This window comes from Brotocaccenecus cirricatena (assembly GCF_020687045.1).
GTDB classification, from domain to species: domain Bacteria; phylum Bacillota; class Clostridia; order Oscillospirales; family Oscillospiraceae; genus Vescimonas; species Vescimonas cirricatena.
Window position 1 is genome coordinate 19176 of record NZ_JAJEPW010000031.1, and the last position, 15355, is coordinate 34530.

Below are 15355 nucleotides of genomic sequence, written 5' to 3' on the forward strand. Positions count from 1 at the left end.
TATGGACATTGCCAGATCCAACATCGTAAAATCTATCGCCGGCAGGGACGCAGGAAGCCTCTTCTTCGTACTTGCGACGGAGGGAGACTTCCTCCTGCTGGCGGACGGCAGACGCCGCCGCGTGGAAAGCCCCAAGCGCAAGCGCCGCAAGCATGTGGAGCTGGTGCAGGAGGGCAGCGGCCCCGCTGCCGACAAGATCAGAAGCAGCGAAAAAATCACAAATAGTGAGCTTCGTAAAGCCTTAGCCGCAGTCAGCGGCGGTAATCAGGACCAGGAGGGATAACACTTGGCAAAATCCGACATGATCGAAGTTGAGGGAGTGGTGGTTGAATCACTGCCCAACACCACATTCCAAGTTGACATTGGAAATGGTCACACTATCTTAGCGCATATTTCCGGAAAGCTCAGAATGAATTTCATCAGGATTCTGCCCGGCGACAAGGTGACAGTGGAGATGTCGCCTTACGATCTGACCCGCGGCCGGATTACCTGGCGTAGTAAGTAGGAGGTTTATTGACATGAAAGTAAGACCGTCCGTGAAGCCCATGTGCGAAAAGTGCAAGATCATTCGCCGCAAAGGTCGCGTTATGGTGATCTGCGAGAATCCCAAGCACAAGCAGCGTCAGGGCTAAGTAGAAAGTGGAGGTGCTTTAAAGTATGGCACGTATTGCCGGTATTGACCTGCCCAAGGATAAGCGAATCGAAATCGGTTTGACCTATATCTACGGTATTGGCAGAAAGAGCGCCCAGGACATCCTGGCGCAGACTGGGATCAACCCCGACACCCGCGTGAAGGATCTGACCGAAGCCGACGAGGCGAAGCTTCGTGAAGCCATCGACCAGAGCTACGTGGTGGAAGGCGACCTGCGCCGTCAGGTTGCCCTGGATATCAAGCGGCTGACCGAGATCGGCTGCTACCGCGGCACCCGTCATCGCCGCGGCCTGCCCGTGCGCGGCCAGCGCAGCAAGACCAACGCCCGCACCCGCAAGGGCCCCAAAAAGACCATCGCCAACAAGAAGAAGTAAGGAGGGAAGATAGAATATGGCTAATCCTAAGACCGGTAAGAAGGTCATCCGCCGCCGTCGTGAAAAGAAGAACGTCGAGAAGGGCCAGGTCCATATCCGTTCTTCCTTCAACAACACCATGGTCACCGTGACCGACAGCCAGGGCAACGCACTGTCCTGGGCTTCCTCCGGCGGCCTGGGCTTCCGCGGCAGCAAGAAGTCCACCCCCTTCGCCGCACAGAGCGCCGCCGAGACCGCCGCCAAGGCCGCCATGGAGCATGGCCTGAAGACCGTTGAGGTCTTCGTGAAGGGTCCTGGCCAGGGTCGTGAGGCCGCCATCCGCGCCCTGCAGGCCGTGGGCCTGGAAGTGACCATGATCAAGGACGTCACTCCCATCCCCCACAATGGCTGCCGTCCCCCCAAGCGTCGGCGTGTGTAATCGGAACAAGGAGGATAAGTAAGATATGGCTAAGAATATGCAGCCTATTGCCAAGCGCTGCAAGGCGCTGGGCATTTCTCCTACCGTCATGGGTTACTCCAAGAAGGAGACCAAGCGCAACCCCGGCGGCCAGATGAGAAAGAAGAAGAGCGAGTATGCCATCCAGCTCAACGAGAAGCAGAAGGTGAAGTTCGTCTACGGCATCCTGGAGAAGCAGTTCCATATGTACTATGAGAAGGCTTCCCGCATGCCCGGCAAGACCGGCGAGAACCTGCTGACCCTGGTGGAGCGCCGCCTGGACAACGTGGTGTATCGTCTGGGCTTTGCCATGACCCGCCGCGAGGCCCGTCAGCTGGTGAACCATGCGCATTTCACCGTCAACGGCCAGAAGGTGAACATCCCCTCCTATCTGGTTCGCGTTGGCGATGTCATCGAGGTCCGCGAGAGCAGCCGCTCCTCCGTGGCCTTCAAGCGCCTGACCGGCGAGGATGCCCCGCTGGTCACCGTCCCCCAGTGGCTGGAGCGTGACAAGAATGCCCTGAAGGGCACCGTCACCAAGATGCCTGCCCGCGAGGACATTGATATGCCCATTGAGGAACACCTCATCGTCGAGTTGTACTCCAAGTAATAGGGTCGAGACCCTCATAAAGCAAAGGAATCCAAGTAAGTGCGGACTTGTCCGCACCGTAACGAGAATGAAGGAGGGTACTGCATGATCGAAATTGAGAAGCCCCAGATCGAGTGTATCGAAACGCCCGGCGATGCTTCCTATGGAAAATATGTGATCGAACCCCTGGAGCGCGGTTACGGAACGACCCTGGGCAATGCGCTGCGGCGCATCATGCTCTCCTCTCTGCCCGGCACGGCGGCCACCAGCATCAAGATCGCCGGCGTGCAGCATGAGTTTTCCACCATCCCCGGTGTGAAAGAGGACGTGACCGAGATCGTTCTGAACGTGAAAAGTCTGCTGACCAAGCTGCACTGCGAGGGCACCAAGACCGTCTATATTGAGGCGGCTGGTCCCTGCGAGGTGACGGCCGGCGACATCAAGAGCGACGGTGAGGTCGAGGTCCTGAACCCCGAGCTGCACCTGGCCACCCTGGATGTGGGTGCCACCCTGAGCATGGAAATCACCCTGAGCCACGGCCGGGGCTATGTGTCCGCCGACCGGAACAAGGCCCAGCGGCCCGGCGTCATCGGCGTGATTCCCATCGACTCCATCTATACCCCCGTGTACAAGGTGAATTACACGGTGGAAAACACCCGCGTCGGCAGCATGAGCGACTTCGACAAGCTGACGCTGGAGGTCTGGACGGATTCCACCATTTCCGCCCGCGACGCCGTATCCCTGGGTGCGAAGATCCTGTGTGATCACTTTGCCCTGTTCACCGATCTGTCCGACACGCTGGACGGCCGCCCCATCGTGGTGGAGAAGTCCGCCGATCCCCAGAGCACGGTGCTGGATATGACCATCGAAGAGCTGGACCTGTCCGTCCGCAGCTTCAACTGCCTCAAGCGCGCCAACATCAACACGGTGGCGGATCTGATCTCCAAGACCGAGGACGAGATGATGAAGGTGCGCAACCTGGGCCGCAAGTCCCTGGAGGAGGTCATCGGGAAGCTGGAGGCAATGGGCCTGTCCCTGGCCGACGAAGAGAACAACTAACGCGCCCCTGTGCGCATATCCTTACAAGGAGGAAACTGAAATGCCCGGAACTCGTAAGCTCGGTAAGACTACCGATCAGCGTATGGCGATGCTCCGTCAGCAGGTCACCGATTTCCTGGACAATGGCCGGATGGAGACCACCGTCACCCGCGCCAAGGAGATCAAGCCCCTGGCTGAAAAGATGATTACCCTGGGCAAGAAGGGTGATCTGGCTGCCTATCGTCAGGCGCTGAGCTTCATTACCAGAGAGACCGTCGCTCACAAGCTGTTCAAGGAGATTGCTCCTGAATATGCCCAGCGCAACGGCGGCTACACCCGCATCATCCGCACCGGCATCCGCCGCGGCGATGCTGCCGAGACCGCTATCATCGAACTGGTGAAGTAAAAACCCCAAACCGCAAATGAGCTCTTTTGTATGGCACAGCCGCCATACAAAAGAGCTCATTTTTGTGTCTTCTCCGCCGCCGTCCCCTTGACAGGACGGATTATGTATGGTAGACTAAAATCGGTTTACGATACATAACCCGAAAGGAGATGCTCTTATGAATCCCATGCACCAATTGACCCGGCGGCCGGTGAAGGCGGCCTTCGGCGCACTGCTTCTGGCTCTGGCGGGGGTAATTCTGGCCCTGTCCGGGGGCCAGTTCTGGGCGGCGGCCCGGACCCGGGCCGGGGTGGAGGCGACCTACACCACCGTGGCGGTGGTTACCGGACGGATCTCCTCGGATGAGGTTCTTACTCCCTCCGCTGAGGGGGGGAGCAACGCGGAGAGCCTCCGGCAGGGCAGCGCCATGGCCGCCGCCATCTTCCTGGCGGAGCCGGAACAGCAGAACTGGAGCATCATCCGGTCCCGGCCAAAGGTGGGCCTGGTCAGCGGGTACAGCTCCGGCCTGAAGCCTGCCATCTCCCTCTACACCGGCCATAGCAGCAGCGATGCGCCCTATGAATACTCCATTGTCGAGATCCGAGCGGACGCGGTCACGGAAGTAAACAACGATTGGTTCGGCGAATCCGGCGGGGCCAATTGGCAGCTGGACGGCCAGGTGCTGGGGATCTATGGCCTGAACGATGCTTTTCGGGACCCCTCCGGCCAGTGGGCCTCCGTGTCGCTGCACCAGGAGTATGACGACCCGGCGGAGCTGCTGCATCCGGAGGCGGGAAAGCACTATCTGCTGCTGTCCCACAGTTACGGAGACAGTGAGTGGTCCCTGCGGCGGAACGTAGCCGACTGGGTTTTCATGGAAACCAACGTCCAATTGGACCCTTGGTCCCTGGACATCCCCGGGAATCTGATCCGCTATGACCAGCGCAAGAACCAGAGTGAGCACTGGTATCACACGGCGGGCGATGCTGCGGAGGAACCTGTGGAATTTGCCCCGGAGGAGCTGATTTACCGGGACCCTACCACCGGCGCGGAGGTGTATACCGGCCTGGACATGGAGGCCTTCGGGCGATTTTCCTTCAGCGCGGCCAGGAGCCGGGACCGGGAGGAGGTCACGGTGGCGGACCCGGAGCAGCCCCAGGGCTGGAGCACCAAAACCGTGGACTACCGTGTGTACGACCTGCCGTCCATCCAGGAGCTGCCGGAGGGCGTCACCGCTCAGGAGGTCATTGACAACACCTCCTCCTGGCGCACGGCCATGGAGTCCATCCAGGTCAATAACCACAGCGTGCCGGTGCTGGCGGTGGATTTTGTGGAGGGAATGCTGGAATTTGCCTCCGAAAGGGCACAGGTCACCCAGGGGCGCAGCATCAGCCAGGAGGAGTACCGCGACGGCGCGGCGGTGTGCCTGATCTCCGAGACCCTGGCCCGGGAAAACGGCCTGAATGTGGGGGACGTTCTGCCGCTGTCCCTGTACGAAAAGGAAAAAAACCTGATGCCGACCACGGTTGGAGACAGCGACCCGACGGCATCCTATTACCTGCCGCAAAGGGGCTTCCAGCAGGAGACGGAGTATACCATTGTGGGGTTGTACCGACAGAATAACGAATGGAGCCAGGGCGTGGCCAGTTTCACGCCCAACACCGTGCTGGTGCCGCGAAAGAGCGTTACCTGCGCCGTGGAGACCGGCGAAACAGGGCTGGGGGTCAGCTCCGGCTGTCTTTGGGAGACGATGGTCCTGCAAAACGGCACCATTGACCAGATGGAGGCCCGGCTGGCGGAAAATGGCCTGGGCGGCACGGTGACTTATTACGACCAGGGGTACAGCGATATCGTGGAGAGTCTGGACGGTTACACCCGGGTGTCCCGGACGGTGCTTCTGGTGGGCCTGGCCCTTTGGGCGGTGGTTTTGGCGGCGTACTGTGTACTGCTTCCCATGCAGGAGGGGAAAACCGCCCTGCGTATGTGGACATTGGGCGCAAAACGCCGGGATATTGCGGGACAAATCTGGACGCCCTCGGCTCTGATGGCCGCCGCCGGAACCGTCATCGCGTTGGCCGTCAGCATCCCCGGTATGTCCTGGGCCACGGACAAAATCCAGGCCCTGACCGGCTCTGATCTGACGTTGAAGGTGTCCGTCGGCCAGACCGTGGCCCTGTGTGCCGGGGCCCTGGCCATCGCCCTGGCGGTGATTGCCCTGGTCAGCGTATCCACCGCACGGCGGGGCATCCGCAAGGCGGAATAAGAAAGGAGCTGCGCTTATGAATCCCATGCACCAACTGACCCGGCGGCCGGTGAAGGCGGCCTTCGGCGCATTGCTGCTGGCCTTGGCGGGGGTGATCCTGGCCCTATCCGGGGGACAGTTCTGGGCGGCGGTCCAGACCCGGGCCGGGGTGGAGGAGACCTATACCACCGTGGCGGTGGTCACTGGCGGGGACGAGCAGGCGGGGGATTCCGACCCATCCCTCGCAAGTGCCTCCGCCGCATGGGAAGCGGCCCGGTTCCTGGAACAGCCGGAACAGCAGAACTGGAGCATCATCCGGTCCCGGCCCAGGGTGGGCCTGGTCAGCGGGTACAGCCCCGGCCTGAAACCGCTGCTGGATCTGTACAATTTCCGCAGTTACAATGGCGGCGAGACAATGGACTCCGCCCCGGACGCCCCCTATACATACTTCATCCTGGAGGTCCTGGTAACGGACGCTCTGGAGCGCCATGACCGGCCCCAGGAGGGGGCATCCTACTCCGAGTCCACATGGTCCATATCCGGGCAGGTGCAGGGGGTGTACGGCTTGCAGCAGGGGCTGCGGGACCCCACCGGATGGCAGGCGGATATCCGATTCACCCAGTATTACAGCGATGGGGACGTCCCCGTGCGGCCGGAGGCGGGAAAACGATATCTGCTGCTGGCCTGCACCTATGACGACACGGAGTGGGAGGAGCGATGCGGAATCGCCGCCGAAATTCTGTGGGACACCAACGTGCAGCTGGACCCCTGGTCCCTGGACATTGAGAACAACCTGATCCGCTATGACCAGAGGACCCGCCAGGAGGAGCAGGTTTTGGACGAGACGCTTCAGGAACTGCCCCCGGACGCCCCGGGTTATCGGGACCCCACCACCGGGGCGGAGGTGTTCAGCCTGTCCATGAACGCGGCGGACCACCTGCGCACCAATGTGGTCCGGTATTCCGGGATGATGGAAACCCTGGCCCCGGACGGGGATTCCGGCCTGTGGACGATGCAGACGGTGGACTATGGCCGCTATGACCTGCCGTCCATCCAGGAGCTTCCGGAGGGCGTTACCGCCCGGGAGATCATGGACGGCACCGCCTCCTGGCAGACGGCCCTGAAAGCACTGGACGTCACCAACCACAGCGTGCCGGTGCTGACGGTGGAAAAGGTAGAGGCCCTGGCGGATTTCGCCGCCGGGAACGCCATGGTCACCCAGGGCCGCAGCTTCTCCCAATCGGAGTATGACTCCGGAGCAGCGGTGTGCCTGATTTCCGAGTCCCTGGCCCGGGAAAATGGTCTGAACGTAGGGGATTCCCTGCCCCTGTCCCTGTATGAGGATGACCCGGGGCTTCCCCCGATCTATGCCCGGTTTCAGGAGTCCTGCAATCCCCGGGCGTCTGTGTTCGTGGCCCAGGAGGGCTTCCGGCAGGAGACGGAGTACACCATCATCGGCCTGTATCGCCAGAGCAGCGAGTGGGTGACCACCCCCACCAGCTTTACCCCCAACAGCGTGTTTGTGCCGGAGAAAAGCGTCACCTGCCAGACGGTAACCGGCAACTACGGCGTGTGGTCCAGCCTGATCCTGCAAAACGGCACCATCGACCAGATGGAGGCACGGCTGGCGGAAAACGAGCTGGGCGGCGCGGTGACCTACTATGACCAGGGGTACAGCGACATCGTGGAGAGTCTGGACGGTTACACCCGGGTGTCCCGGACGGTGCTCTGTGTGGGTCTGGCCCTTTGGGCGGTGGTGCTGGCGGCGTACTGCGTACTGCTCCCCATGCAGGAGAGCAAAACCGCCCTGCGTATGTGGACACTGGGCGCGAAACGCCGGGATATTGCGGGACAAATCTGGATACCCTCGGCCCTGATGGCGGCTGCCGGAACCGTCATCGCGTTGGCCGTCAGCATCCCCGGTATGTCCTGGGCCACGGACAAAATCCAGGCCCTGACCGGCTCCGATCTGACGCTGAAGGTATCCACCGGCCAGACCGTGGCCCTGTGCGCCGCAGCCCTGGCCATCGCATTGGCAGTGATTGCCCTGGTCAGCATCCTCACCGCCAACCGGGGCATCCGCAAGGCGGGATAAAAAGCAAAGGCGGGCCGCTGGCCCGCCTTTGCTTTGAAAAAATCTGTTTTGAAACTCGGTTTACTTCGTTTCGGGGGTCAGATCCCACTTCCACTCCCGGACCTCCGGCAGATCCACGCCGTTGTCCCGGATATACTGCCGGTGCTCCACCAGCTTATCCTGCATCTTCTGGACCAGGTAGGCGCCGCGATTGCCCAGCTGGGGCAGACGGCGAACCGTGTCGATGACCAGGTCAAAGCGGTCGATGTCGTTGAGGACCCGCATGTCGAAGGGGGTGGTGATGGTGCCCTCCTCCTTATAGCCCCGGACGTGGAGGTTCTTGTTGTGGCGGCGATAGGTCAGCTCATGGACCAGGGTGGGATAGCCGTGATAGGCGAAGATGATGGGCTTATCCTTGGTGAACAGGCCGTCATACTCCTCGTCGGTGAGGCCGTGGGGATGCTCGGTGTGGGGCTGCAGCTTCATCAGGTCCACCACGTTCACCACACGGATCTTCAGCTCCGGCAGCTCCCGGCGCAGGATGCTGACGGCAGCCAGCGTCTCCAGGGTGGGGGTGTCGCCGCAGCAGGCCATCACCACGTCCGGCTCGCACCCGGCGTCATTGGAGGCCCAATCCCAGATGCCGATGCCCTGGGTGCAGTGCTTCACCGCCTGCTCCATGGTCAGCCACTGGGGCCGGGGGTGCTTGCTGGCCACCATCACGTTGACATAGTTGCGGCTCCTGATGCAGTGGTCGAAGCAGGAGAGCAGGCAGTTGGCATCCGGCGGCAGATAGATGCGCACCACGTCGGCTTTTTTGTTGGCCACATGGTCCAGGAAGCCGGGGTCCTGATGGGTGAAGCCGTTGTGGTCCTGCTGCCACACGTTGGAGGCCAGAATATAGTTCAGGGAGGCGATGTCGTGCCGCCAGGGCAGCTCGCTGCACATCTTCAGCCACTTGGCGTGCTGGGCGAACATGGAGTCCACAATGCGGATGAAGGCCTCATAGCTGTCGAAGAAGCCGTGGCGTCCGGTGAGCAGATAGCCCTCCAGGAAGCCCTCGCAGAAGTGCTCGGAGAGCATAGAGTCCATAACCCGGCCGTCGGGGTCCAGATGGTCGTCGATGCCCGGGATCTGCTGGTCCAGGAAGCGGCGGCCGGTGACCTCAAACACCGCCTGCAAGCGGTTGGACGCCGTCTCATCCGGGGCAAAGATCCGGAAGTTCCGGGCGTCCATGTTCAGCTTCATTACGTCCCGGACATAGGTGCCCAGAACGTACATATCCTGGGCCTCCACGCTGCCGGGAACCGTGACGTCCACGGCATAGTCCCGGAAATCGGGGGTCCGCAGATCCCGCAGCAGCAGACCGCCGTTGGCGTGGGGGTTTGCACCCATGCGTCGATTGCCCGCAGGGGGGAAGGACGCTACCAGCTCCACGGGCGTACCGTCGGAGTTGAACAGCTCCTCCGGCTTATAGGAGCGCAGCCACTGCTCCAGCTGGGCCAGGTGCCGGTCAGCGTCGGCGCCCATGGAGATGGGTACCTGGTGCGCCCGCCAGCAGCCCTCCACCGGCAGGTCGTCCACCTCCTTGGGCCCGGTCCAGCCCTTGGGGGTGCGCAGCACCAGCATGGGCCAGCGGGGCCGCTTGGCCTGGCCGCTCTTGCGGGCCTCCCGCTGGATGCGCTTGATCTCGCGGATGGCCCAGTCCAGGGCCGCCGCCATCTGCTGGTGCATGAGCATGGGCTCGTCGCCCTCCACAAAGCGGGGCTCCCAGCCGCAGCCCCGGAAGAAGCTCTCCACCTCCTCGTGGCTCATGCGGGAGAAGATGGTTGGGTTGGCGATCTTGAAGCCGTTCAGGTGCAGAATGGGCAGCACCGCGCCATCGGTGATGGGATTCATGAACTTGTTGCCATGCCAGGAGGTGGCCAGGGGGCCGGTCTCGGCCTCGCCGTCGCCCACCACGCAGGCGGCGATCAGGTCGGGATTGTCCGCCACGGCGCCGAAGGCGTGGGCCAGGGAATAGCCCAGCTCGCCGCCTTCATGGATGGAGCCGGGAGTCTCCGGGGCCACATGGCTGGGGATGCCGCCGGGGAAGGAGAAGCGCTTGAACAGCTTCTGCATGCCGTCCTTGTCCCGGGTGATGTTGGGATAGACCTCGGTATAGCTGCCGTCCAGCCAGTCCTGGGCCACCATGGCGTTGCCGCCGTGGCCGGGGCCGGAGAGATAGATCATGTCCAGGTCACTGCGCTTGATGACCCGGTCCAGATGGGTATAGATGAAGTTCTGGCCCGGGCAGGTGCCCCAGTGGCCCACGATGGTCTGCTTGAGGTCGCTCTTGCGCAGCGGACGCTCCAGCAGCGGGTTGTCCAGCAGATACAGCTGGCATGCGGTCAGGTAATTGGCGGCGCGCCAGTAGGCGTCGATCTGATAGAGCTCCTGCTCGTTCAGCGGCGGCTTCTTGGACAGCCGCGCACCGGGCTTGAATTCGGGCATGATGATTCCTCCTTGTGCAATTACCTGGGCTTATGTGCGCCGCAAGCGGAATTAAGATTCGGGTTAATTTGAATTTTGGCCTGAAATCTTAGGTTAGCATTAGCATAACACATGAATTACAAAAATGGAAGCATAAATTTGTAAATATTTTTTGAAGAATCAAATTTAAGTTTGGAGTTAATGCACGAATAGCGGAGGATAAGAACGGATGGCCCACCGCTTTGCGAAACATGGAATGCAATTGGTTTCTCCATTGTCCGGCAGTCCGATTTTAGGGACACCCAGCGCCGTATAATAGGCGCGTAAGAGGAAAGGAGGGCGCATACTATGGCGTTCAGTATCAAATTTTCAGCGGGGACTGCCCATAAGTCGGAACGGACTATCCCCAGAAGGTCCGTGGTGCAGGTCTATTTTGCTGCCAACCACCGGAGCCTGGCGTACTACAACGACCGGTTCGACCTGAAGCCCGGCGACCTGGTCTTTGTGGACGGCAAGCTGGCCGGGCAGCGGGGCCGCGTTACCCAGGTCAACTACAGCTTCAAAATCAGGCTCTCTGACTATAAGCGAGTGATTTCCGTGGCGGACATCGCTGTGGACGGGCTGTTTTACGCGGCGGGCTCCCACCTGGTTACCTTTGACCGCGGCGCTCTGCCGGCCTGTCAGGCCGCCGGATGGTTCCTGCCGCCTGCGGACCCGGAGGAGGAGTTTGCCAGCGGCGCGGACGACGAAGCATTCTCCCTAGATGAGCTGTGGGCCAGCGATGCCATGTTCCAGCGGGGATATGACTACTACAAGCGCGGACTGGTCCGCTATATCAGCCTGGACGGCCGGGCGGGGTACGCCCTTGTGGAGGGCACGGCTCCCTATGAGGTGGAGTTTGCCTGGGAAAACGGAGAAATCAGCCGTCTGGTCTGCTCCTGCTTCTGCAGCGGCTGCTGCAAGCACCAGGCGGCGGTCATGCTGCAATTGCAGGATCTGCTGGGATGGATCGAGGGGCAGTACCCGGACGCCTACGCGCGCAGCGGCTATTTTGCCGCCGTCTACCGGCAGACGCTGTTTGAATACGCCGTGGATAGCCGGGAAAACGGCCCGTTTGCGCCATAAACTGGGAATTTTCCCCCAACAGCGGCCCGCTGAGGACAGCGCTTCGGCGATTTCTCCGGCTGCAAATTTCCTGTTGCCAACCGAGGGGAAATGTGATAAGATATCTTCATGACGACTCCTCCGCCGCCAGCTGCGGAGCCGGTCTCGCGCAATGGATACCCACGAATCATGTCAGGCGGGGAACCGAGCAGCATTAAGAGGGATCATCCATGTGCCGCGAGTCCACCGGCCCCGTGGCTGGCAGCGGAGGAGTTTGTTCTGTTCTGATTTTTCGGCCGAAGGGAGGGCTGGTTCATGTATCAGGCACTGTATCGGAAATGGCGGCCCAAAACCTTTTCCCAGGTGGTGGGCCAGGACCACATCACCGGCACCCTCCAGCGGCAGGTGGCCGAGGGCCGCACGGCCCACGCCTATCTGTTCACCGGCACCCGGGGCACCGGCAAAACCACCTGCGCCCGGATTCTGGCCAAGGCCGTCAACTGCCTGCACCCGGAGGACGGGGCCCCCTGCAACCAGTGCGAGGCCTGCCGGGGCATCGACAGCGGCTCCCTGCTGGACGTGACGGAGCTGGACGCCGCCAGCAACAGCCGGGTGGACGACATCCGGGAGCTGCTCAGCGAGTCGGTATACACCCCCACGGTGCTGAAAAAGCGGGTCTACATCATCGACGAGGTCCACATGCTGTCCACCCAGGCCTTCAACGCCCTGCTGAAAACCATTGAGGAGCCGCCGGAGCACCTGATGTTCATCCTGGCCACCACGGAGCTGCACAAGGTCCCGGCCACCATTCTCTCCCGGTGCCAGCGCTTCACCTTCAAGCGCATTCTGCCCCGGGATATGGAAAAGCACCTGCTGGGAATCGCCCAGGCGGAGCAGATCGACCTGACTCCCGACGGGGCGGAGATCCTGGCCCGGATGGCCAACGGCGCCCTGCGGGACGCCCTGAGCCTGCTGGATCAGTGCCGGGTGGCCCAGGGCCAGCTGGACAGCCGGGCGGTGCTGGATATTCTGGGCCTGGCCGGCAGCGTCCAGACGGTGGAGCTGATGGACTGCATCCTGCGGCGGGACGCCGCCGGGGCTCTGACCCGGCTGGACGGGCTGTACCGGGGCGGCAAGGACGTGGCCGCCATGCTGGGGGAGCTGGGGGACCTGGCCCGGGACATGACCATTCTCAAGGCCGCCCCCGACGGGGCCGCCGCCCTGCTGACGGGCATATACGATACCAAGACCCTGAAGTCCCTTTCCGGCAGCCAGCCCATGCGGCGGTTTCTGTATCTGACGGAGACGCTGCAGTCCTGCTGCGCCGGGCTGGGGGACAGCTTCCAGCCCCGGACGGATGCGGAGCTGTGTCTGCTGCGGCTGTGTGACGAAAGTCTGTCCGGCGACCTGACGGCTTTGAGCCAGCGGATCGACCGTCTGGAGGATCGGGTTGCAAACGGAATACCGGTAAAAGCTGTCCCGCAAACCGCCGGGACGTCCCCCAAAACCGCCCCTTTGTCCCGGGACAGCGCCGGGACAAGCCGGGACGTGCCAAGCGATGACCGGCCCCCTATGCCGGAGGAGCCGCCCCTGCCGGAGGAACCCGGCGGACGGGAGCGGGTATACGATATTCCGGACGAGGAGCCGCCTGCGGCTCGCCCTGCCGCCAGACCGGTCCGGAAGCCTGTGGCGGCAAAGTCCACCGCCGTGGTGGGCGACACCGGCAAGTGGGACGCCATGAAGGAGCACTGCAAGGGCCGCCTGGCGGTGAACCACCGGGTGTTTCTGAACATGGTCCAGGGAGCGGTGGACGGCGACTGCCTGACGCTGTACTGCCAGAACGAGTTCGTCCGGGACTCCCTGAACAACAACACGGTGCTGCACGTGCTGCAGGAGGTGGCCTCCGCCACCGAGGGGCAGACCATCCGGGTGGCGCTGACGGTAGGCGGAGCCCCGGCGGGGAAAAAAAACGCCAAGCCCCGGCCCAAGCCGGAGAAGGTGACGGAAAAAGCGCCGGAGAAGCCCCCGGAGAAAGTCCCGGAGCCGGAGCAGACGCCCCCCTGGGAGGAGCCTCCGGCGGAAAAGGCCCCGGACAAGCTGGACGAGGTGGCCGCCCAGGGCCGCCAGCTGGAAAATTTCAAAATCAAGTGATCGCACGATATTAAATCAGTATTATAAAGGAGATTTCAACCATGGCTAAGGGATACAGCGCCCGCAACGGGTTCGGCGGCAGCGCCGGGATGATGCGCCAGCAGCAGCAAATGCAGCAGAAGCTGGCCAAGATGCAGCAGGAGATGGAAAGCGCCCAGAAGAACGTGGAGGAGAGCAGCTTCACCGCCTCCGTGGGCGGCGGCGCGGTGCAGGCCACCGTGTCCGGCAAGAAGCAGCTGACGGCCCTGACCATCCAGCCCGACGCCGTGGACCCGGCGGACGTGGAGATGCTGCAGGACCTGGTGATCTCCGCCGTCAACGAGGCCCTGCGCCAGGCGGAGGAGGCCATGGAGTCCGCCATGGGCGCCCTCACCGGCGGGCTGAACATCCCCGGTTTGTTCTGAATTTACATGAGAAATAGCAAAAAAGCAGCCGAAGGGAGAGGCTTCGTAAGGAAGTTGTCTCCCTTTGGTTTTGTCGTCAGCCGGAATTTGGATTTATAGGAAAAACAATCATATTGAAGGATTACGGTAGGAGCAAAAAATAGTAAATAATGATTTTATTTTCTGTATAATAAGAAATATAATTTTACCAAGAATAATTTTTGTAAGGCAAATAATTCTTTGAAAGGATGAAAGGCTATGCCACAACATGAATTTATTACAAAGCAACTAATAGATAAAGGTTGGTCAGAAGATAGAAAATACTGTGTTACCGACGAGCAAGGAAATAAATTTTTGCTTCGTGTTTCTCCGATTGAACAGTATGACAGGAAAAAAAGCGAATATGAACTTATGGGTCAGGTAGCAGCTCTCGGTGTACCAATGTGCCGCCCCTTAGAGTTCGGCACATTTGATGAAGGAGTTTATTCTATTCAAACTTGGATAGATGGCATTGATGCAGAAGAAAATATACATAATTTAACAGACCAAGAACAGTATTCTTATGGTTTTGAAGCGGGAAAAATACTAAAAGAAATTCATAAAATCCCCGCTCCGAAAGAAATAGAAGATTGGGAAATCTATTTTAATCGTAAAGCAGACCACAAAATCAAGATGTATGAAGAATGTTCTGTCAAGTACGAAAATGGACAAGCCTTCATTGATTACATTAACGCTCACAGATATTTGCTCAGCGGTCGCCCTCGAACCTATCAGCACGGAGATTACCATATCGGCAATATGATGATAGGGAATGATAAGCGACTCTACATCATTGATTTTAATAGAAATGACTTCGGAGATCCGTGGGAAGAATTTAACCGCATTGTGTGGTGCGCTCAAGCTACCCCTTTGTTTGCAACCGGAATGGTAAACGGATACTTCAGCAATGACGTACCAATTCCGTTTTGGGAGTTGCTCGCACTTTATATTAGCAGCAATGCTTTATCTTCTGTGCCTTGGGCAATTCCTTTTGGGCAGAGCCAAATTCAAGTAATGATAAATCAAGCAAAAGATGTACTAAGCTGGTATGAGAATATGACGAAATCCATTCCGACTTGGTACAAAGGAGTTATTATAAATAAATAATACGAAGCATTTGCCGTCGTGTCCACAGGGATAGCAAGCATCGGATTATGACACCACAATCCGCGAAAAAAGCTAAATACAAATCATTGGAGTCCCTTCCTTACGGAGGGTGCCCCAAAGGCTGCTTTTTTGCGTTTGGCACGATGGTGGGCAGACATGGGCCCCGCCCAGCAGGCCCTCTCTGTCACCTTCAGTGACAGCTCTCCCAGAGGGAGAGCCAAGTCCGTAGGGCCTGCTGCCCTCGGCGGGGCGGCTTGGAGGGAACACCTTCGCAACGGGCAGAACCCCCGCAGCCGGTGGGCTGCGGGG

The 15355-nt window shown here is 60.3% G+C and carries 15 protein-coding genes and 1 other RNA gene; 15 read left to right on the forward strand and 1 reads right to left on the reverse strand.

Annotated elements, in window-relative coordinates; all coding sequences use genetic code 11:
- Position 1 precedes the first annotated feature (1 nt).
- From LKD37_RS10640 to LKD37_RS10685, 10 genes are all read left to right on the forward strand, one after another.
- Positions 2-283: a KOW domain-containing RNA-binding protein gene (locus tag LKD37_RS10640; protein WP_302929193.1), complete on the forward strand. Its 282-nt coding sequence runs from the start codon at positions 2-4 to the stop codon at positions 281-283.
- A gap of 3 nt (positions 284-286) precedes the next feature.
- Positions 287-505, forward strand: a complete 219-nt coding sequence (infA, locus tag LKD37_RS10645) for a translation initiation factor IF-1 (RefSeq protein WP_021858709.1) — start codon at positions 287-289, stop codon at positions 503-505.
- A 13-nt stretch (positions 506-518) separates the two neighbouring features.
- The gene (gene rpmJ / locus LKD37_RS10650) at positions 519-632 is read left to right on the forward strand and encodes a 50S ribosomal protein L36 (RefSeq protein WP_021858708.1); all 114 of its coding nucleotides are present in this window, start codon (positions 519-521) and stop codon (positions 630-632) included.
- 25 nt (positions 633-657) lie between these two features.
- Positions 658-1026 (forward strand): 30S ribosomal protein S13, encoded by a 369-nt coding sequence (gene rpsM / locus LKD37_RS10655; RefSeq protein WP_022176889.1) that lies wholly within the window; start codon positions 658-660, stop codon positions 1024-1026.
- A gap of 16 nt (positions 1027-1042) precedes the next feature.
- A complete protein-coding gene (rpsK, locus tag LKD37_RS10660) occupies positions 1043-1444 on the forward strand; it encodes a 30S ribosomal protein S11 (RefSeq protein ID WP_022176888.1) in 402 nt (133 codons plus the stop codon).
- A gap of 25 nt (positions 1445-1469) precedes the next feature.
- Entirely contained in the window at positions 1470-2072 is a 603-nt protein-coding gene (gene rpsD / locus LKD37_RS10665) for a 30S ribosomal protein S4 (RefSeq protein ID WP_302929194.1), read from the forward strand.
- A gap of 84 nt (positions 2073-2156) precedes the next feature.
- On the forward strand, positions 2157-3110 hold the full coding sequence (locus LKD37_RS10670; RefSeq protein ID WP_302929195.1) for a DNA-directed RNA polymerase subunit alpha: 954 nt from the start codon (positions 2157-2159) through the stop codon (positions 3108-3110).
- 40 nt (positions 3111-3150) lie between these two features.
- Positions 3151-3495 (forward strand): 50S ribosomal protein L17, encoded by a 345-nt coding sequence (gene rplQ, locus LKD37_RS10675; RefSeq protein ID WP_302929196.1) that lies wholly within the window; start codon positions 3151-3153, stop codon positions 3493-3495.
- Positions 3496-3652: 157 nt separating this feature from the next.
- Positions 3653-5737, forward strand: a complete 2085-nt coding sequence (locus tag LKD37_RS10680; RefSeq protein WP_302929197.1) for an ABC transporter permease — start codon at positions 3653-3655, stop codon at positions 5735-5737.
- Positions 5738-5753: 16 nt separating this feature from the next.
- Entirely contained in the window at positions 5754-7811 is a 2058-nt protein-coding gene (locus tag LKD37_RS10685) for an ABC transporter permease (protein WP_302929198.1), read from the forward strand.
- Between the two features lie 60 nt (positions 7812-7871).
- Here LKD37_RS10685 and LKD37_RS10690 read toward each other — a convergent pair whose 3' ends face one another.
- Positions 7872-10283: a phosphoketolase family protein gene (locus LKD37_RS10690; protein ID WP_302929199.1), complete on the reverse strand. Its 2412-nt coding sequence runs from the start codon at positions 10281-10283 to the stop codon at positions 7872-7874.
- Between the two features lie 327 nt (positions 10284-10610).
- Between LKD37_RS10690 and LKD37_RS10695 the strand changes: the two genes are divergently transcribed.
- The 5 genes from LKD37_RS10695 (at position 10611) to LKD37_RS10715 (ending at position 15046) form a co-directional block, all read left to right on the forward strand.
- Entirely contained in the window at positions 10611-11387 is a 777-nt protein-coding gene (locus tag LKD37_RS10695) for an SWIM zinc finger family protein (protein ID WP_302929200.1), read from the forward strand.
- 135 nt (positions 11388-11522) lie between these two features.
- An RNA gene (gene ffs / locus LKD37_RS10700) (signal recognition particle sRNA small type) lies at positions 11523-11622 on the forward strand.
- Positions 11623-11681: 59 nt separating this feature from the next.
- The gene (gene dnaX / locus LKD37_RS10705; RefSeq protein WP_302929201.1) at positions 11682-13517 is read left to right on the forward strand and encodes a DNA polymerase III subunit gamma/tau; all 1836 of its coding nucleotides are present in this window, start codon (positions 11682-11684) and stop codon (positions 13515-13517) included.
- A 41-nt stretch (positions 13518-13558) separates the two neighbouring features.
- Complete coding sequence (locus LKD37_RS10710) at positions 13559-13921, forward strand: YbaB/EbfC family nucleoid-associated protein (RefSeq protein ID WP_370686868.1); 363 nt, start codon at positions 13559-13561, stop codon at positions 13919-13921.
- A gap of 237 nt (positions 13922-14158) precedes the next feature.
- A complete protein-coding gene (locus LKD37_RS10715) occupies positions 14159-15046 on the forward strand; it encodes an aminoglycoside phosphotransferase family protein (RefSeq protein WP_302929203.1) in 888 nt (295 codons plus the stop codon).
- Positions 15047-15355 lie beyond the last annotated feature (309 nt).